This window comes from Streptomyces griseoaurantiacus, assembly GCF_036189845.1.
Lineage (GTDB): Bacteria > Actinomycetota > Actinomycetes > Streptomycetales > Streptomycetaceae > Streptomyces > Streptomyces griseoaurantiacus.
This window is the reverse complement of record NZ_CP108326.1, coordinates 3813712-3831454: the sequence shown is the minus strand read 5'-3', so window position 1 is coordinate 3831454 and position 17743 is coordinate 3813712. Positions and strand designations below refer to the sequence as shown.

The 17743-nt window shown below is 72.5% G+C and carries 17 protein-coding genes; 11 read left to right on the top strand and 6 right to left on the bottom strand.

Going from position 1 to position 17743, the window contains the following annotated elements; genetic code table 11:
• Positions 1-184 precede the first annotated feature (184 nt).
• A complete protein-coding gene (locus tag OHB09_RS17105) occupies positions 185-631 on the top strand; it encodes a DUF7144 family membrane protein (RefSeq protein ID WP_006138798.1) in 447 nt (148 codons plus the stop codon).
• A 62-nt stretch (positions 632-693) separates the two neighbouring features.
• Here the strand turns inward: OHB09_RS17105 and OHB09_RS17100 are convergent, their stop codons facing one another.
• Positions 694-2769, bottom strand: a complete 2076-nt coding sequence (locus OHB09_RS17100; RefSeq protein ID WP_328923027.1) for a PhoX family protein — start codon at positions 2767-2769, stop codon at positions 694-696.
• 274 nt (positions 2770-3043) lie between these two features.
• Between OHB09_RS17100 and OHB09_RS17095 the strand changes: the two genes are divergently transcribed.
• Together OHB09_RS17095 and metG are read left to right on the top strand one after the other, a co-directional pair.
• Positions 3044-4669 carry a VWA domain-containing protein gene (locus tag OHB09_RS17095; protein ID WP_328922197.1) on the top strand — a complete coding sequence of 542 codons (1626 nt, stop codon included), beginning with the start codon at positions 3044-3046 and terminating at the stop codon, positions 4667-4669.
• A gap of 94 nt (positions 4670-4763) precedes the next feature.
• Positions 4764-6407, top strand: coding sequence for a methionine--tRNA ligase (gene metG / locus OHB09_RS17090; protein ID WP_191853994.1), 1644 nt, complete (start codon positions 4764-4766; stop codon positions 6405-6407).
• A 281-nt stretch (positions 6408-6688) separates the two neighbouring features.
• Here metG and OHB09_RS17085 read toward each other — a convergent pair whose 3' ends face one another.
• A complete protein-coding gene (locus OHB09_RS17085; protein WP_006138788.1) occupies positions 6689-7327 on the bottom strand; it encodes a TetR/AcrR family transcriptional regulator in 639 nt (212 codons plus the stop codon).
• 119 nt (positions 7328-7446) lie between these two features.
• Here OHB09_RS17085 and OHB09_RS17080 point away from each other — a divergent pair, with 119 nt between their 5' ends.
• The gene (locus tag OHB09_RS17080) at positions 7447-7962 is read left to right on the top strand and encodes a nuclear transport factor 2 family protein (protein ID WP_006138786.1); all 516 of its coding nucleotides are present in this window, start codon (positions 7447-7449) and stop codon (positions 7960-7962) included.
• Between the two features lie 63 nt (positions 7963-8025).
• On the opposite strand, the gene OHB09_RS17075 is transcribed toward OHB09_RS17080, so the two are convergent.
• The 3 genes from OHB09_RS17075 to OHB09_RS17065 are packed head-to-tail and all read right to left on the bottom strand — an operon-like array spanning position 8026 to position 9265.
• Positions 8026-8223: a DUF397 domain-containing protein gene (locus OHB09_RS17075; RefSeq protein ID WP_319118812.1), complete on the bottom strand. Its 198-nt coding sequence runs from the start codon at positions 8221-8223 to the stop codon at positions 8026-8028.
• On the bottom strand, positions 8220-8411 hold the full coding sequence (locus OHB09_RS17070) for a DUF397 domain-containing protein (protein ID WP_040894323.1): 192 nt from the start codon (positions 8409-8411) through the stop codon (positions 8220-8222). The genes OHB09_RS17075 and OHB09_RS17070 overlap by 4 nt, the downstream gene beginning before the upstream one ends.
• Before the next feature lie 2 nt (positions 8412-8413).
• Positions 8414-9265: a helix-turn-helix domain-containing protein gene (locus tag OHB09_RS17065; RefSeq protein WP_328922196.1), complete on the bottom strand. Its 852-nt coding sequence runs from the start codon at positions 9263-9265 to the stop codon at positions 8414-8416.
• Positions 9266-9505: 240 nt separating this feature from the next.
• Here OHB09_RS17065 and OHB09_RS17060 point away from each other — a divergent pair, with 240 nt between their 5' ends.
• Both OHB09_RS17060 and OHB09_RS17055 read left to right on the top strand, forming a co-directional pair.
• Entirely contained in the window at positions 9506-9940 is a 435-nt protein-coding gene (locus OHB09_RS17060; protein WP_191853990.1) for an ATP-binding protein, read from the top strand.
• A gap of 78 nt (positions 9941-10018) precedes the next feature.
• The gene (locus tag OHB09_RS17055) at positions 10019-10936 is read left to right on the top strand and encodes a hypothetical protein (protein ID WP_191890946.1); all 918 of its coding nucleotides are present in this window, start codon (positions 10019-10021) and stop codon (positions 10934-10936) included.
• A 23-nt stretch (positions 10937-10959) separates the two neighbouring features.
• Here the strand turns inward: OHB09_RS17055 and OHB09_RS17050 are convergent, their stop codons facing one another.
• Positions 10960-11802: an alpha/beta fold hydrolase gene (locus OHB09_RS17050; RefSeq protein WP_328922195.1), complete on the bottom strand. Its 843-nt coding sequence runs from the start codon at positions 11800-11802 to the stop codon at positions 10960-10962.
• A gap of 144 nt (positions 11803-11946) precedes the next feature.
• Here OHB09_RS17050 and OHB09_RS17045 point away from each other — a divergent pair, with 144 nt between their 5' ends.
• The 5 genes from OHB09_RS17045 (at position 11947) to OHB09_RS17025 (ending at position 17597) form a co-directional block, all read left to right on the top strand.
• Positions 11947-13437, top strand: a complete 1491-nt coding sequence (locus OHB09_RS17045; RefSeq protein ID WP_328922194.1) for an AAA family ATPase — start codon at positions 11947-11949, stop codon at positions 13435-13437.
• A gap of 91 nt (positions 13438-13528) precedes the next feature.
• The gene (locus OHB09_RS17040) at positions 13529-14098 is read left to right on the top strand and encodes a hypothetical protein (RefSeq protein WP_191890943.1); all 570 of its coding nucleotides are present in this window, start codon (positions 13529-13531) and stop codon (positions 14096-14098) included.
• A gap of 18 nt (positions 14099-14116) precedes the next feature.
• Entirely contained in the window at positions 14117-15562 is a 1446-nt protein-coding gene (locus tag OHB09_RS17035) for a peptidoglycan-binding domain-containing protein (RefSeq protein ID WP_328922193.1), read from the top strand.
• Positions 15559-16335 (top strand): ABC transporter ATP-binding protein, encoded by a 777-nt coding sequence (locus OHB09_RS17030; RefSeq protein WP_407077331.1) that lies wholly within the window; start codon positions 15559-15561, stop codon positions 16333-16335. The genes OHB09_RS17035 and OHB09_RS17030 overlap by 4 nt, the downstream gene beginning before the upstream one ends.
• Positions 16336-16412: 77 nt before the next feature.
• Complete coding sequence (locus OHB09_RS17025; RefSeq protein ID WP_234526998.1) at positions 16413-17597, top strand: ABC transporter permease; 1185 nt, start codon at positions 16413-16415, stop codon at positions 17595-17597.
• Positions 17598-17743: the final 146 nt, after the last annotated feature.

Genomic DNA, 17743 nt, shown 5'->3' with positions numbered 1-17743 from the left:
GCCCCCGGCCCCGCGTATCGCCGGGCCCGTGCGCCACCTCGCCGCGCTCCCGCCCCCTCCCCCGCATCACCCGTTCGGCGCAGCCCCCCGCGCGGGCGTCCCTCGTACGGGTGAAGCTGCCGGTGAAGGCACCCTCCCGATCGGCCGAGAAGAAGCCGAGGAGACGCCGAGGAGACGAGGCACCATGGCTCAGCACACCGCTTCCACATCGCATCCGCGACGCTCCGCCTGGGCGACCGGCGGCACGGTCTTCGCCGGGGTGCTGATGATGGTCACCGGCGTTCTCGGCGTGCTCAACGGCATCGCCGGGATCGCCACGAACAACGTGTACGCGCGGGTCGACGACTACGTGTACAAGTTCAGCCTCACCGGCTGGGGCTGGATCCACCTGATCGTCGGGGCGCTGCTGGCGCTGGCCGGCTGGGCCGTCCTCACCGGCGCCGCGTGGGGCCGCGCCGTGGGCATCGCCCTCGCGGCCCTCTACATGATCGAGTGGTTCCTCTTCCTGCCGTACGCCCCCGTGTGGGCGCTCATCTCCATCGCCCTGGGCGGCTTCGTGATCTGGTCCCTGGCCACCGCGGACCGGTCCGGCGCCGGCCGGGACCGCACACCGCCGTCGGCGGCCCGCTAGCGGCCGGGGGCGCGGCCGTCCCGGCCGCGCCCCTCGCCCGCCCTCCGCACCACCGGTGACCGTCAGACGCCGATGTCCGCCCCGTCCGCGCGCCACACCGCGACGACCGCCGGGCGGACGATCCGGCCCGGCCCGTCGGGCCAGGTGCTGGCCGGCCGCTCCACCGTCGCCCCGTCGACCTCGCCCGGGTGCTGCACCGCCACCAGCACCCGGCGCTCCTGCACGAGCGGGCCGCAGGTCTCGGCGCCGGTCGGCACGGTCAGGAACTGCTTCAGTTCGCCGCGCCGCTCGCCCCGCACCGCGACGCCGAACAGTCCGTCGTGGGAGCCGAGCTGGTTGCCGTCCGTGGAGATCCACAGGTTGCCGTGCGGGTCGAAGGCCACGTTGTCCGGGCAGGAGACGGGGCTGACCCGGTCCTTGGGGAAGCCCGCGAAGTAGGTGGCGGGGTCCTCGGGGTCGCCCGCGACCAGGAACAGCGACCAGCCGAAGGCGGTGGCCTCGGCACGGCCGCCGCGCTCGGTGAGCTCCAGGACGTGCCCGTGCTTGTTGGCGTTGCGCGGGTTGGCCTCGTCGGCCGCGGCGTAACCGCTCCTGCCGCGGTTGGTGTTGTTGGTGAGTGCCACGTACACCTTGCCGGTGCGCGGGGACGGCTCGATGTCCTCGGGGCGGTCCATCTTGGTGGCGCCCGCCCGGTCACCGGCGAGGCGGGTGAAGACGAAGACCTCCTCCGCCGTCATCCCCTCGACGTGCGAGACGGCACCCGTGGCGGTGGCGGTGGCGGTGGCCAGCGGGATCCACTCCCCGCCGCCGTCGAACTCGCCGTCGGCGGGCGGCTTCCCGGTGCCGTCGATCTCGGCGGCGGGGGAGTCGCCGGTGAGGCGGGCGACGTAGAGGGTGCCCTCGTCGAGCAGGGTGAGGTTGTGCGCGCGGGCGGCGCGGCCGTTGCCCGCGCGCATCCGCTTGCTGCCGACGAACTTGTAGAAGTAGTCGAAGCGTTCGTCGTCACCGGAGTAGACGACCGGGCGGCCGTCCGCCGTCATCCGCACGGTCGCCGCCTCGTGCTTGAAGCGGCCGAGGGCGGTGTGCTTGCGGGGCGTGGAGGCGGGGTCGTAGGGGTCGAACTCGACGACGTAGCCGAAGCGGTGGACCTCGTTCGGCTCCTGGGCGAGGTCGAACCGCTTGTCGAACCGTTCCCACTTGCGTTCGGTGGCCCCGGTGCCGATGCCGTACCGGCTGTCCGTGGCGCGGGAGCCGTGCGCGAAGTACTGGTTGAAGTTCTCCTCGCCGTGCAGCGTGGTCCCCCACGGGGTGGTGCCGCCCGAGCAGTTGTTGAGGGTGCCGAGCACCGTGCGGCCGCCCGGGTCGGCGGAGGTCCTCAGCAGCGCGGACCCGGCGGCGGGGCCGGTGAGACGGAACTCGGTGGTCGCGGTGACGCGGCGGTTGAGGTGGTGCCGGGGCACCGCGGAGAGCCGCCCCGTCCTCCCGTCCTCCTCCACCACGACCGCCGAGAGCCCGTGCGCGGCCCAGGCGGTCTCGACCTGCCGCCGGGTGGGGTTCTCGGGGTCGTAGCCCCGGAACATCAGCACCTCGTCCGTGTACTCGTGATTGGCGACGAGGAGTTGCCGGCCGCGCTCGCCGGGGAGCGGCAGGAGCGCGAGGAAGTCGTTGTTGTAGCCGAACTGGCCCGCCTGCGCGGCCGCGCTCTGGTTCTCCGGATCGAACGCGGGCGCCCCGCGCAGGATCGGCTCCCCCCAGCGGACGACGACGTTCTGCCGGTAGCCCTCCGGGACGGTGACGGCGTCGGCGGTGTTCGGCGCGACGGGCTCGAAACGCAGCCCGCGCGCACCGCGCCGGTCCTTCCCGGCGGGACCCGGAGCGGCCGGGGCGCCGGGCGCGGCGCTCGCCCCCGGCGCGCCGACGGTGGCCCCGGCCGCGCCCGTCGCCGCCACCACGGCGGTCACCGCCGCCCCGCGCAGCAGCGCGCGACGGCGCACGGCACCGGCGATCACATCCCCGGCGTAGGCGTTGCCGCTGGTGTTGGGCACCTCGTGGAAGCAGGCGTCACCACAGCGGAAACGACAGGTCAGGGCGGATCGTCCGCCGGGATGCGAGCCGATGAGCGGCAGCGGCTTGGGCACGGACACGATGCGACTCCCCATGGTTTCCCTCGGTGTCCGCGAGACGTTAGGCGCGGTGCCGGTGCGGGAGCGGGACGCTCGCCCGAATGAGGGGTGAACACGTGGTGGCCGTACGGCGTCGGGGCGAACGGACGGTCACCCGTACGGCGTTCCGGGTAGCGCGCCGGGTCCCCCGGCCGTACCCTGCCGAAGATCACCAGCCGTGACCGCTAACCTTACGTGTCCGTCCTGGCCAGGGATTGACGGGCCTCACCTCATGCGAAGGGTCGCGCTCATGGGACTTCTTACTCTTCTGCGGAATGCGTTCGGCCGCTCACGCAAGGGGCGCAGGGACGAGACGGAGAGCGTGACGACGGAGCCGGAGGGGCTCCCCACGCAGGAGACGGCACGGGCGGAGGAGCCCGCGGCGGCCCCCGCCGAGGAGCCGGCCGCCGCGCGGCCGCCGGCCCCCAAGGTCCCCGCCCCGTCGACCGAGCCGACTCCGGCCCCGGCCCCGGCCGCCGCGACGGCCCACGTGCCCGACCCCCGCCAGGAGAGCGGCGACAGCCGCGGGGAACACGACCTGGTGTCGGCTGCGTTCGACAACGTCTCGGTCCCCAAGCCGACGAAGCCGACGGACGAACCGCCGGCGACCCACGACCCGTCCCCCGATCCGACCCCGGCGAAGGCCCCGGCCGCGGCCGAGGAACCGACGGCGGACCCGGAACCGGAGCCGAAGGCGCCGGCCGAGCCGGCGAAGGCGGAGACGGGTACGGAGACGGAGGAGCCGGCGAGCGCGGACGAGCCGGCACCGGCCGAGGAACCGCAGGCCGCCGAGGAACCGACGACGGTCGAGGAGCCGAAGGCGACGCCGGAGGCGACGCCGGAGGAGCCGAAGGCGGCGTCCGAGGAGTCCGAGGCAAAGACCGAGGAGCCCAAGGCGGCGTCCGAGGAGCCCGAGGCCGCCGAGAAGACCGAGGCCCCCGAGGAGCCGAAGGCGTCCGAGGAGGAGCCCCGGCCCGCCGAGGCGCCGGCGGCAGCCGAGGCTCCCGAGCCCGAGCCCGAGGCCGTCGCGCCCGAGTCGGCCCCCGCGCCAGAGGCGGTCACGCCGGAAGCGGCCCCCGCCGCGACCGAACCCGCGGCCGCCGACGCACAGGAAGCCCCACACGGGCCGTCCGCACCCGAGGCCGAGACCGCCACGGGTGGTGCGGGCGCGGAAACCGACGAGGCCGAAGGCGAAGCCGAGGCCGCGGAGAAGAACCCGGCGACGCCCGCGTCGCACATCCGCAAGGCCGCCCCCGGCCTCGGCACCGCCTACAAGGCCGCCGAGGAAGCCCTCCGCACCCACGGCCTCACCGGCGCCCGCGCCAAGGTCCACCTCGTCCTGGACCGCTCCGCCTCCATGCGCCCGTACTACAAGGACGGCTCCGCGCAGGCCCTCGGCGAGCAGACCCTCGCCCTGGCCGCCCACCTGGACCCCGAGGCGACCGTCCACGTCACGTTCTTCTCCACGGAGCTGGACGGCACCGGCGAGCTGACCCTCGCCGCGCACGAGAACAAGGTCGACGAGCTGCACGCGGGCCTCGGCCGCATGGGCCGCACGAGCTACCACGCCGCCGTCGAGGCGGTCCTCGCCAAGCACGCCGAGGAGGCGCCCGGCACCCCCGCGCTGGTGGTCTTCCAGACGGACGGCGCCCCCGACGCGAAGACCCCGGCCACCCAGGCGCTCAAGGACGCGGCCGCCGAGCACCCGGAGGTCTTCTTCTCCTTCGTGGCCTTCGGCGAGCACGAGAACAAGGCGTTCGACTACCTGCGCAAGCTGAAGACGGAGAACACCTCCTTCTTCCACGCGGGCCCCACCCCCCGCGAGCTCACCGACAAGGAGCTCTACGAGGGCGTCCTGGCCTCCTGGCGCCCGTAGGACACCCCGGGGCGGGCGGTGCGCGGGGTTACCCCGTACCGCCCGCCCCGAAACGCGGGTGAAGCCACCTTCGCCGGGCCAGTAGGATTTCGGCATGGCGGCCACTGGATCCGAGAAGCAGGGGGCGAAGGCGTTCTACGTCTCGACCCCCATCTACTACGTCAACGACGCTCCTCACCTGGGCCACGCCTATACGACCGTCGCAGGCGACGTGCTCACCCGCTGGCACCGTCAGCGCGGCGAGAAGGTGTGGTACCTCACCGGCACGGACGAGCACGGTCAGAAGATCATGCGCACGGCCGAGGCGAACGGGGTCACCCCGCAGGCCTGGGCCGACAAGCTCGTCACGGAGGCCTGGGAGCCCCTGTGGGAGCACCTGGACATCGCGAACGACGACTTCATCCGCACCACGCAGAAGCGCCACACCGACCGCGTCCAGGAGTTCGTGCAGGACCTGCACGACAAGGGCGAGATCTACAAGGGCGGCTACGAGGGCCCGTACTGCGTGGGCTGCGAGGAGTACAAGCTCCCGGGCGAACTGCTCGACGGCGAGGGCGAGTTCGCGGGCCAGAAGCTGTGCCCGATCCACAAGAAGCCGGTGGAGATCCTCAGCGAGGAGAACTACTTCTTCCGCCTGAGCGAGTACACCGACAAGCTCCTCGCGCACTACGAGGCGAACCCGGACTTCATCCAGCCCGAGTCCGCGCGCAACGAGGTCGTGAACTTCGTCCGCCAGGGCCTGCAGGACCTGTCGATCTCCCGCTCGACCTTCGACTGGGGCATCCCGATCCCCTGGGACGAGAAGCACGTCATCTACGTGTGGGTCGACGCGCTGCTGAACTACGCCACGGCGGTCGGCTACAACGAGAACCAGCAGAAGTTCGAGGAGACCTTCCCGGCCGACGTGCACCTGGTCGGCAAGGACATCCTGCGCTTCCACGCGGTGATCTGGCCGGCCATGCTGATGGCGCAGGGCCTGCCGCTGCCCGGGAAGGTCGCCGCGAACGGCTGGCTGATGGTCGGCGGCGAGAAGATGTCGAAGTCGAACCTGACCGGCATCAAGCCCCAGGACCTGACCACGCACTTCGGCGTGGACGCGTACCGGTGGTACTTCCTGCGCGCCATCGCCTTCGGCCAGGACGGCAGCTTCTCGTGGGAGGACTTCTCCGCCCGCTACACGAGCGAGCTGGCGAACGACTACGGCAACCTGGCGTCCCGCGTCGCGGCGATGGTCGGCAAGTACTTCGACGGCGAGCTGCCGGCCTCCACGGCCGACGGCGAGGCGGAGGCGGCGGTCCGGGCCGGCCTGGCGAAGGCGGTCACGGAGGCCGACCGGAGGATCGGCGAGGAACTGGACTTCCAGGGCGGCATCCTGGCGGTCTTCGACTTCGTCAAGCAGGTCAACGGCTACCTCACGGAGCAGGAGCCGTGGAAGGTCGCCAAGACCGCCTTTTCCGATGCTGCTGGCGCAGCGGGGAGCGAGGAGGGCCGGGCCCGCCTGGCCACGATCCTCTACACGGCCGCGGAGTCGCTGCGCGCGATGGCCGTCCTGCTGAACCCGATCATGCCGGACACCAGCCAGAAGCTCTGGGACTCCCTGGGCGCGGAGCCGTCCCTCGGTGCCCTCGCCGACCAGCGCGTCCAGGAGGCCGCCGACTGGGGCCGCCTCCCCGCCGGCGCCAAGATCACCAAGGGCGCGGTCCTCTTCCCCCGCCTGGAGGAGCCCCCGACCGCCTAGGTCGAACACGTCGTACAGCGCAGAGGCCGGCCGAACCGTCAGGTTCGACCGGCCTCCCGCGTATCCGCCTCAGTCCTCGCTCTTCGAGCGGGAACGGTTCTTCACCCAGAAGCCGTACCCGGCCACCGCCGCGATCACCAGGACGACGATCAACGTGACGAACGGGGCGACACCAGCTTGCGAAAACATCGCATTCTCCTTGCCGAGGACCGAATCGCACGGCCTCCGTCCCGGCAGGCCCCAGCGGCACGCCGACAACTCCCTCGTCGAACACTGCCGCGTCAGCGGCCGACGGTGGCGTCGCCGCGTAGCGCTCCTGCCACCACCGGGACGAGGTGCCATTCGATCCGGTCGGCGGGGAGGGTGGCCAGTTCCGTGCCGATGGGGGCCAGGGCGAGCCAGTTCAGCATGCCCGCCGCACACCGCGTCCGGAAGGCGAGTTCCTCCGCGTCGACATCGGGCAGCGTCGGTGCCAGGACCCGGATGACTCCGTCCCGGGTCCGGTCGAACTTCCCGTGCAGCCGCTCCCACCCCTCGGGGGGTTCGATGCCGACGCGCGCCACGGTGCGCATCACCGCCAGGTCCGGCCCGCCGGCCGCCAGCGCCCGCACCATCGGGCGGGCGAAGGCCCCCGCCACCTCCTGCAGCGTTGCCGTGGAGGGGAGTGCCTCGAGTTCGCCGATCTGGGCGTTCAGGTACTGCTCCAGCGCGTGCTCGATGGCCGCCTCGCACAGTTTCTTCAGCGAGCCGAAGTGATAACTCACCGCGGCGACGTTGGCCCCGGCGAGGTCCGTGATCTCGCGGAGGGTCACGCCCTCCTGCCCCCGCTGCGAGAGCAGCTCCAACGCGGCCGCCTGCAATCCGGCCCGTGTGCGCTGCCCGGCCTCCCGGCGCTGGTCCACCTTGTCCACCCGCGTCACGCTACTCCTCCGGACGAAGTATTCAAACAGTCGATTGACAGCTTCGCACACCCGTCCTACAGTTAAAGCAATCGTTTGAATAACTGGGTTCGAGTCCAGACCGACCTGGAGGAAACGACATGACCCTGACCGAAGCCGAACTGGCGGAGCTGCCGCTCACCGACCACGACCTGACCGAGCGCGAGAGGACCAACCTCGCGGTCGTCCTGCACGCCTACGACGTGGCGGAGGGCGACGACATGGACGTCCAGGCGTTCGTCGACGGCTTCGCCGAGGACGGCGTCTTCAACGACGTGGTCGCCGGCCACACCTACCGGAGCGAGACGCTCGGCACGGTGCTGCCCCGCATGAAGGGCCTCTTCTCCGACGTCCACCGAGAGCTGCAGCGCATCACCGTGAGCGGCGACGTCGTCAGCATCGAGCTGTCCATCCGCGGCACGTTCGACGGCGAGCTGACGGCACCGACGGGTGGCGTCGTCAAGGGCAACGGCAACAAGGTCGACGTGCCGACCGCAGACTTCTGGTACCTGCGCGACGGCAAGGTCGAGAAGTTCGACTGCTACGTCGGCTACACGAAGATGTACGCGGACATGGGCGTGGACCTCGACTGGGCCTCGGCGGTCGACGCCGCCTGAACGCGATACGAGGGGGCCCGCCGAGTCACCACCCCGACTCCCCGGACCCCCTCGCCCACACCCCTACCGGCTCTCCCGGCGCACATACCGCAACAGCCCGACCAGCGCGTCCGCCCGAACGCCAAGCACACACTCGGGTTCCTCGCTCTCCCGCAGCAGCAAGGAGGGCTCAGCGCGGGCCAGTTCCACACAGTTGGCTCCGTCGCTTCCGCTGGAGAAGGACGACTTCTGCCACCCGGTCGCGATGCCTCCGTCCGTCACCTAGGACTGCCCGAGGCGTCCACCTGAAGGTGACGGAGCATCGCGGCCAAGGCACTGGTCTCAACGGTGAGTATTCGCGGGGGCTCATCGCTCTCACGGAGGAGCAAGGATGCCTCCGACCGGGCGACTTCGACACACTCATTGCCATCACCCGGGCCCGAGAACGAGGACTTCTGCCACTGCGTCACGATCACAGTTCCTCCGCCACACGATGAATGAACGCCCGCGACCCCGTGGGATCCAGTGATACGAACTCCACCTTACGGAAGAGCGTTCGCATGGCGAGGAGTTGAGCAGCGGCATCAAGAAACACAGACCCGTACGGTGCGTCACGCTGCACCGTGTCCAGTGCCGGCACTCTCCCACCCGCGTACAGCATCATCGAGCTGGCGCCCGCGAACCCGTCGACGTCGAAGGGGATGACTCGCACGGTGACGTTCGGGCGCTCGGACTCGGCTAGCAGCGCCTGAAGTTGGGCTCGCGCCACCCTTCTGTCGGCGACGCGCGTACGCAACACCGATTCGTGCAGCACCGCCTCGTAGGGGGTGGCACCCTCCCTGCCGAGTACGGCTCTTCGACGCATGCGGTGTTCCACTCGGGCCTCCAGCTCGCTGCCCGGCAGCTCCGGGACCCGGTAGGCGAGTACAGCGCGCGCGTATTCCTCCGTCTGAAGCAGCCCCGGAACGTGAGCCGTGCCGACTACCCACATGAACGAAGCGTGGTGCTCCAGCTCCGCCAGATCCTGGAATACCGGTGGCAGTACATCTCGGTAGTCCTCCCACCATCCGTGAGTGCGGTCCGTCGCGATCTCGACCAGCGCGTCGATCAACGAGGCGTCGGCACAGGCATAGTGGACCGCGAGTCTGCGGACACGCTCCTCACTGACTCCCGCGTTGCCCGCCTCGATCTGACTCATCTGCGCGGGGCTGGTACCCAACAGCCGTGCCGCGTCACGGGACGTCATGCCCGCCGCTTCGCGCAGCTTCCGCAGCTCAACGCCGAGGCGCACCTGACGGATGGTGGGTTGAGTCCTCGCGGGCATCGCCTTGGCCCTCCTGATCGCCTTGTGCTCACGAAGGGTTGGACGCCCTCGATCGGGTGTCAGAGTACGTGACCGGCTTGCTGCGGCGAAACATTTACCTCTACCGTCGGTGACGCGACGCACACTCTGCGGAACGCCGGGACACCGGAAGCGCACCGCACCGTCATGCCATGACGGCCGCGGCAGGCCACCTCCGTGCACCGCGGACGATCACCCCATCCAGGCAAACGGAGTCGACCCATGCCCGCACACGACACGGACCCGAGCGCATCCTGGGAGTACTGCCTCTCCGTCCCGAACGACCTTCGTGCCGTCACCGTCAGCCGGCGCACCCTGCGCCTGATCCTCACCCTGCACGGACTGATCGGCCTCGTCGACGCCGCGGAGCTGCTCGCGACCGAGCTGATCAGCAACGCCGTCCTGCACACCGAGGGCCCCGCGGCGCTCCGCGTGCGGTACGCCGGGGGCACCCTCCGCATCGGGGCGTGGGACACGGACCCCGAGCCCCCGGAGCCGCCCGACTCCCCGGAGCCGGCGCTCCAGGAGGACGGCCGCGGCCTCCTCCTCGTCCGCTCCTGCGCGGACCACTGGGGCTGGCACACCCTGTCCCGCCACGGCAACCGTGGCAAGTACGTCTGGTGCGAACTGACCACCGGCGTCCGGGTCGTCGCCTGAACTCCCACTCGCACCCCGCACGGGTGAACGTCACCGATCACTCGGACGGGCGCCTGTTTCCCTCTCTAGGTTGCGTACATGGTCACATCGACACATGAGGTCTCTCACCGGATCTTCCAGGAGCATCCGGAGGTCCTCGCTCCCGTATTCGAGGCGCTGGGGCTGCCGCCACCGGCGAAGGCATCCATCAACGCGCTCACCCCGGACGCCACGGAAATCCGTCCGCTCGAGCGCCGGGTGGACACCGTGCTCAAGGTCGATCCCTCCGAGGGGGACGGCTTCCTCATCGCGGTCGAGGCCCAGACGAGAAGGGCCCGGGACAAAGAAATGAACTGGGCCTACTACGTCGCGTACCTGTACGCGAAGTTCGGCGTGCCGGTGCTGCTCGTGGCGGTCTGCCGGAGTCGGACGACGGCCAAGTGGGCGGCCGGACCTTTCGAGTGCCGAGTCGGGCCGTGGTCGACCCAGGTCACACGTCCCTTCGTACTCGGCCCGGACAACGTTCCCGAAATCACGGACGAGTCGATGGTCGCCCGGGAACCGGCGCTGGCGACGGTGTCCGCGATCGTGCACAGCGAAAGCGGGAAAATCGACGCCATACTGAACACGCTGGCCCACGGAATGCGGTCGTTCGACGCGGCCACGGCGAAGTACTGGTGCGAGTTCGTGGAAGTGGGCCTGGAAGACACTCCGGCCCGCACGACATGGAAAGGTCTGCAGAAGATGGTCGGCACTTACTTCCCCGGCAGGGGCACGCTCTTCGAGGAGACGTACCTCGAGGGCAAGGCGGAGGGCAAGGCGGAGGGCGAGGCGCGAGGCGAGGCCAAGGGTGTCCTGCGGGTGCTGGAGGTCCGGGGGATTCCGGTCCCCGACTCCGCCCGGGAGCGCATCCTCGGCTGCACCGATCTCACAGTGGTCAGCGACTGGCTCGACCGCGCCGGGACCGTGGTGCGGGCGGAGGAGCTGTTCGAGGAGGCCGCGGCCGGCGGTGCCTGAGACCGAGACGAGGGACGGCCGGGTCAGGGTGCCGTGAGAAACGCGGACAGCGCCTCCGCCGTTTCCTCCGGGGCCTCGACCTGGGGGTAGTGGCCGACGCCGGGGAGCACCGTGAACGTGGCCTCGGGGCGGCGTTCGCGGAGGCGGGGCAGGACGTGGGCGCCGCTCACCGGGTCCTCGGGGCCCCAGACGAACAGCAGGGGGCCCTCGTACCATTCGAGCGAGGCGGACCAGCGGTCGAAGTGGACGCGCCGGTCGTCGATGTAGCGCAGCAGGCGGGGGGCGAGCAGGCGGCCGTTCTCGTGGTCGGCGGCCGTCCACATGTCATGCAGCACCTCGTCCGGTACGGGCCGGGACAGGACGCCGCGCAGACCGGCCACGAACCGCTTCTCGTCCGTGAGACGGGCGAACAGCGGGCCGAGGGGGCTGTGCAGCAGGCGCTGCACCGGGACCGGGCGGTGCAGATCGCCGTAGAGGCCGCCGTTGAGCAGGGCGGTCCGGGTGAGGCGGCCGGGGTCGCGGGCCAGGAGTTCCTGGGCGACCGAGACCCCGTAGTCGTGGGCGACCAGCATGGTCGGGCCGGTCCCGAGGCGGCCCCACAGGGCTTCGACCAGGTCGGCCTGTTCATGGATCGCGTACCGGTGGCCGCGCGGTTTGTCGCTGTGCCCGAAGCCGAGCAGGTCGAGGGAGGTGACCCGGCAGCCCGCCGCGACCAGGGAGGGCACGGTCCACGCCCAGTCGTGGGAGGAGGTCGGGAACCCGTGGAGCAGCGTCACCGGGCGCCCCTCGCCGTCCTGCCGGACGAACAGCCGGTGCCCGTCGAGCTCCACCCGCTCACCACCGGCGATCCAGTCGGCGTACCTCATAAGCGCCCCCGTTCGGGTGAAGTAGAGGGGCGCGAGCCTACGTCCGGTACGGCGGGAAGGGCAGCCGCGACGGAAGCGGGCAGGACGGCGCGGAAAGTTTAGGTAGATTGATTCTACGTAGACACCAACTACCCGGAGGCTCGCATGGCCACTCCCTTCGTGGGCCGTCACACGGAGCTGGCGCTGCTGCACAAGCGGCTCGACCGGGTGGCCGCCACCGGTGGCGGTGCCGCCGTCGCCATCAGAGGGCGACGGCAGGTCGGGAAGTCGCGGCTGGTGCAGGAATTCTGCGACCGGGCGGACCGGCCGTACCTGTTCTTCACCGCGACCAAGGGCGCCTCGCCCGTGGAGGGGATCGCCGACTTCCTCGCCGAGCTCGGGGAGTCCTCGCTCCCCGTCGACCGCGAACTGCTGCCGAAGGACCCGCCCACCAACTGGGCGGACGCCTTCCGCGTGCTCGCCTCCGTGCTGCCGAACGCCCCCGCCGTCGTCGTGCTCGACGAACTGCCGTGGCTCGCCGAACAGGATCCCGTGTTCGACGGGGCGCTGCAGACGGCCTGGGACCGCCTGCTCGCCGGCCGCCCGGTGCTCCTGCTGCTGCTCGGCAGCGACCTGCACATGATGGAGCGCTTCACCGCCTACGACCGGCCCTTCTACGGACGGGCCGACAACATGGTCCTCGGCCCCCTGAACGTCGCCGAGACGGGCGACGCGCTGGGGCTCGACGCGGCGGACGCGATCGACGCCCACCTCGTGTCCGGAGGGCTGCCGGGCATCCTGCGGGCCTGGCCGCACGCCACCCCCGCGCTCGACTTCGTCGAGGCCGAGTGCGCCGACCCCGCGTCTCCGCTGTTCGGCGTTCCCGAGACGGCCCTCATGGCCGAGTTCCCCACGCCGGACCAGGCCCGCCGGGTTCTGGAGGCGGTGGGGAGCGGCGACCGTACGCACGCGAACATCGCCGCGACCGCCGGCAGCCGGAGCGGTGCGCTGCCCTCCGGGATACTGTCCCCTCTGCTGCGGCGGCTCACCGACGAGAAACACGTGCTCGCCTCGGACACCCCGCTGTCCGCCAGTCCCGGCAAACCCGCCCTCTACCGGGTGGCCGACAGCAACCTGCGCCTCTACCTCGCCGCGCTGCGCTCCGCGCAGGCACTGTCCCGGCGGGGCCGGCCCGAGACCGCGTACCGTGTGGTCGAGCGGCGGTGGGCGGCCTGGCGGGGGAGGGCCGTCGAGCCGCTGGTCCGGGAGTCGCTCGAACTGGCGGCGGTCGAGGACGACTTCCCGTGGCCCGGTACCGAGGCGGTCGGCGGCTGGTGGAACCGCCGGTTCTCCCCCGAGATCGACCTCGTCGGCGCCGACCGCACACCCGTCGCCGGCACCGTGTTCTTCGCCGGGTCCGTGAAGTGGCTCGGCTCGCCCTTCGACCCGCACGACCTGGCCGCGCTCGCCCGGGGCGCCGTCGAGATCCCCGGGTTCGTACCGGGGCCCGCACGCCTCGCCCTCGTGTCGCTGTCGGGCGTGGCCGAGGCGGTGGCCGATGACGAAGGGGTCGGGCTGGTGTGGGGGGCGGAGGACGTGGTCGACGCCTGGCGCGGCCGGCCGGCGGGGCCGACCGGGAGGCGGAACGGTTCTTGATGGGTTCTTCACAGGTTCTTCATGGGTGGCGTTCTACCTTCGTCGCCGGTCGGCCGGAGCGGGCCGTGACGGTGAGAAGGGGGACGTGGGGATGGGTGCGCGGCGGTTCGGGTGGCGGGTCTGGGTGGCCGGGGCGGCGGTCGTGCTGGCCGCCGGGTGCGGGGGCGGCGGGGGTGACGACGGGGAGGTCGCCTCGGCGGGCGGCGGCAAGACCTCGGCCGGGGCCTCCAAGGGCTCCTCCGGTGAGCTCGCGGACTACGTCGACGCCCAGCGCAAGTGGGTCGACTGCCTGCGCGGGGCCGGTCTGGACGCGCCCGACCCGGACGCCCGCGGCAGGGTCGACCTCGGCGACCAGTCGAAGTGGAAGCGCGACCCCAAGGCCCTGAAGGCGCAGGAGAAGTGCGCCGACCTCAGCGTGCCGGTCCCGGAGAGCGTCGAGAAGGCGCAGCAGCCGGAGCTGTCCAAGGACGAGATCCACAAGAACGAGAAGTACGCCGCCTGCATGCAGGAGCACGGCGCCCCCGACTTCCCCGACACCGACGACAGCGGCCACTTCCGCGACGTCACCTGGGACTCCTCCTCCGCCGGGGCCAAGCGCGCCACTCGCAAGTGCGCCTCGATCATCGGCGTCCCGGCCGACGCGCCCCCGGCCAAGGGCTGACGGGACGGGGACACGGCGATGGAGCACCTCACGGAGGAGAACCCCACGCGCGGCGAGGACGAGGGCACCGACGTCGGTACACCGGACGGCGTTCCGCGCCGGCGGCGCAGAGCGCTGCTGGTCGGCGCCGGGGTCCTGGCCGTCGCCGTGGTCGTCGCCGTCGGCGCGCTGGGCCTGGGAGGGGACGGCGACGCGGAGGGCACGGCGGCGCCCGGACGCAGCAGCCAGGTCGTCTCGGTCACCCGCGCCACCCTCACCGAGCGCACCGAGATCGACGGCCGGCTCGGCCACGGCCCCCAGGTCCCCTTCCCGGTCAGGGCGGAGGGCACGGTGACCTGGCTGCCGGCCACCGGCGCGACCGTACGGCGGGGGCAGCAGGTGCTGCGCGTCGACGACCGGCCGGTGGTGCTGCTGTACGGCAGCCTGCCGATGTACCGGGAGTTGGGGGTGCGCAGGCCGACGGCCCGTGCGCCGGAGGGCGGCGAGGGAGACTCGGCCGCATCCGGCGGTGGGACGTCCACCGCGTCCGCCGGTGAGGCGGGGGGCGCCGGGGCCGGTGCCAAGGCCTCCTCGGGCGGCACGCCCGGCACCACCACCCCCGACGCCGCCTCCACCACCCGGGTCACCCCGCCCCGCCCCCTGCACGGCATGGACGTCAAGCAGTTCGAGGAGAACCTCAGTGCGCTCGGGTACTCCGGGTTCACCGTCGACGAGTCGTACACGGAGCTGACCGCCGCCGCCGTGAAGCGCTGGCAGGCGGACCTGGGGCTGCCGAGGACCGGCCGCGTCGGGCTCGGCGACGTCGTGTACGCCTCCGGGCCCGTGCGGATCGCCGGGACCAGTGCCCGCGTCGGGGAGGCCGCCTCCGGCGACCCCGTCAGCTACACCAGCACCTCCCGCATGGTCACCGTCGGCGTCCCCGCGGGCGACACCGACTGGGCCGGGCGGGGCAGCGAGGTCTCCGTCGAGCTGCCCGACGGGCACACGGTCACCGGCACCGTCGCGAGCCTCGGCTCGGCCGCCTCCGCGCCGTCCGGCGGCGAGGACGGCGGAGGCGGTGGAAGCGGTGGAGGCGCCGGGGACGGCACGGACGGGGGCGCCGACGGCGGCTCCGACGGCGGGGGCAGGAGCGCCACCGTCTCCGTCGTCATCACCTTCGAGGACCAGGGCGCGCTCGGCCGGCTGCAGAGCGGCCCGGTCACCGTGCGCCACACGGAGAAGCAGCGCAAGAACGTGCTGACCGTCCCCGTCGCCGCGCTGACCGCGCTCGCCGAGGGCGGCTACGGCCTCGAACTCGCGGACGACGGGGACGACGGGGACGACGGCGGCGAGGAGAAGAGCGGCAGGGCCGGGGACGGGTCCGGGCGGTTCGTCGCGGTGAAGACGGGGCTCTTCGCCGGCGGCCGGGTCGAGGTGAGCGGCCCCGCCGTGCACGAGGGCATGAAGGTGAGGATCCCCGAGTGAGTACGGACGTGGGCACCGAGGGGCCCGGGGCACGTCCCCGCACGGTCGTCGTGTTCGAGGGCGTGTCCAAGAGCTACCCGGGCGGTGTCACCGCCGTCGCCGGCGTCGACCTGACCGTCCACCACGGCGAACTCCTGTGCCTGGTCGGCCCGTCCGGCTCGGGGAAGTCCACGATGCTGCACCTGATGGGCACCCTGGACCGGCCCTCCACCGGACGGGTCACGATCGACGGGTACGAGGTCGCCGGGCTCACCGACCGCGAGCTGTCCGCGCTGCGGGCGCAGCACATCGGGTTCGTCTTCCAGCAGTTCCACCTCGCGGTCGGCGTGCCCGTGCTCGACACGGTCGCCGACGGGCTGCTGTACACCGGGGTGCCGGCGAGGGAGCGGCGCCGCCGGGCCGCACGCGCGCTCGCCCGGGTCGGGCTCGACCACCGGCTCGGGCACCTCCCGCACCAGCTCTCCGGGGGCGAGCGGCAGCGCGCGGCGGTCGCCCGCGCGGTGATCGGCGAGCCCGCGCTGCTACTGGCCGACGAGCCGACCGGCAACCTCGACTCGGCCTCCGGCGCGGCCGTGCTGGCGCTGCTGCGCGAACTGCACACGGCGGGCACGACCGTCGTCGTCATCACCCACGACCGGGAGATGGCGCGGGAGTTCGACCGCCGGGTCGAGATGCGGGACGGCCGGATCGTCGCCGACACGGCGGCCACCACCGCCACCACCGCCGCCGCCGCCGCGCCCACGGCGGCGGCCGGAACGGAGGCCGGGCGGTGAGGCACGGGCGCGCACGGCGGAGCGGGGGAAGGGCGCAGGGGAGCGAAGAAGGAACCCCGCGGAACGCGGAGCGGGCGCTGCGCCCCGCGCGGCTGCGGCCCGCCGACTTCGTGCGCCTCGGCGGCACCGGGCTGCGCACCCGGCCGCTGCGCGTCTTCCTCTCCGCTCTCGGCATCGCCATCGGCGTGGCCGCGATGGTCGCCGTCGTCGGCATCTCCTCCTCCAGCCGGGCCGAGGTCGACCGTCGCCTGGACGCGCTCGGCACCAACATGCTGCGGGTCGCCCCCGGTCAGACACCCGACGGGACGACGACCCGGCTGCCGGTGGAGTCCGTGCCGATGATCCGGCGCATCGGACCCGTCCAGCGGGTGGCCGCGACCGGGCTGGTCGAGGACGCGGCGGTCTACCGCAACCGGCACGTGCCCGTGGGCCGCACCGGCAGCATCCAGGTGGCCGCGGCCTGGTCCGGGCTGCTGCCCGCGGTCGGCGGCGAGCTGCGCACCGGCCGGTGGCTGAGCCGGGCGACCGAGGAGTACCCGGCGGTCGTGCTCGGCGCGCAGGCGGCCCGTCGGCTCGACGTCTACACGCCGGGCACCCGGCTGTGGCTCGGCGGCCAGTGGTTCGCCCTGGTCGGCGTGCTCGACCCGGTGCCGCTCGCCCCGGAGATCGACGGCTCCGCGCTGGTCGGACGGCAGGCGGCGCGCACCTACCTGGGCTTCGACGGGCACCCCTCCACGGTGTACGTGCGGACCCGGGACGACCGGGTCGGCGCGGTCCGCGAGGTCCTCGCGGCCACCGCCAACCCGGAGAAGCCGAGCGGCGTCCTCGTCTCCCGGCCCTCGGACGCGCTCGCCGCCCGCGAGGCCGCGGAGTCGACGCTGACCGGGCTGTTGCTGGGGCTCGGTTCGGTGGCGCTGCTGGTGGGCGGGGTCGGGGTGGGCAACACGATGGTCATCTCGGTGCTGGAGCGCCGGCCCGAGATCGGTCTGCGACGGGCACTGGGGGCGACCAGCGGGCAGATCCGGGGGCAGTTCGTGTCGGAGTCGCTGCTGCTGTCGGCGCTCGGCGGCCTCGGCGGCACGGTGCTGGGGACGGCGATCACCGCCGTGTTCGCCGCGGCACGGGGCTGGCCGACGGAGGTACCGGTGTGGGCGACGGCTGCCGGGCTGGGCGTGACGCTGGTGATCGGAGCGGTGGCCGGGCTCTACCCGGCGGTCCGGGCCGGACGCCTGGCACCGACGCAGGCACTGGCGGGGCCGTGATCCCCGGATCCGCCGTGCCTGCCCGGCACCTGCGCAGGAGCAGGCGCTGACCCTGGCGCTGGCGCTGGCGCTGACCCTGGCGCTGGCGCTGGCGGGGCCGTGACGTCGGAGCCGCCGGGCACGGCACGCACGGCACGTCCCGCGGA

Coding starts and splice junctions, on each gene's coding strand:
- OHB09_RS17105 (WP_006138798.1), top strand. CDS start 185: ATGGCTCAGCACACCGCTTCCACATCGCATCCGCGACGCTCCGCCTGG.
- OHB09_RS17095 (WP_328922197.1), top strand. CDS start 3,044: ATGGGACTTCTTACTCTTCTGCGGAATGCGTTCGGCCGCTCACGCAAG.
- metG (WP_191853994.1), top strand. CDS start 4,764: ATGGCGGCCACTGGATCCGAGAAGCAGGGGGCGAAGGCGTTCTACGTC.
- OHB09_RS17080 (WP_006138786.1), top strand. CDS start 7,447: ATGACCCTGACCGAAGCCGAACTGGCGGAGCTGCCGCTCACCGACCAC.
- OHB09_RS17065 (WP_328922196.1), bottom strand. CDS start 9,265: ATGCCCGCGAGGACTCAACCCACCATCCGTCAGGTGCGCCTCGGCGTT.
- OHB09_RS17060 (WP_191853990.1), top strand. CDS start 9,506: ATGCCCGCACACGACACGGACCCGAGCGCATCCTGGGAGTACTGCCTC.
- OHB09_RS17055 (WP_191890946.1), top strand. CDS start 10,019: ATGGTCACATCGACACATGAGGTCTCTCACCGGATCTTCCAGGAGCAT.
- OHB09_RS17050 (WP_328922195.1), bottom strand. CDS start 11,802: ATGAGGTACGCCGACTGGATCGCCGGTGGTGAGCGGGTGGAGCTCGAC.
- OHB09_RS17045 (WP_328922194.1), top strand. CDS start 11,947: ATGGCCACTCCCTTCGTGGGCCGTCACACGGAGCTGGCGCTGCTGCAC.
- OHB09_RS17040 (WP_191890943.1), top strand. CDS start 13,529: ATGGGTGCGCGGCGGTTCGGGTGGCGGGTCTGGGTGGCCGGGGCGGCG.
- OHB09_RS17035 (WP_328922193.1), top strand. CDS start 14,117: ATGGAGCACCTCACGGAGGAGAACCCCACGCGCGGCGAGGACGAGGGC.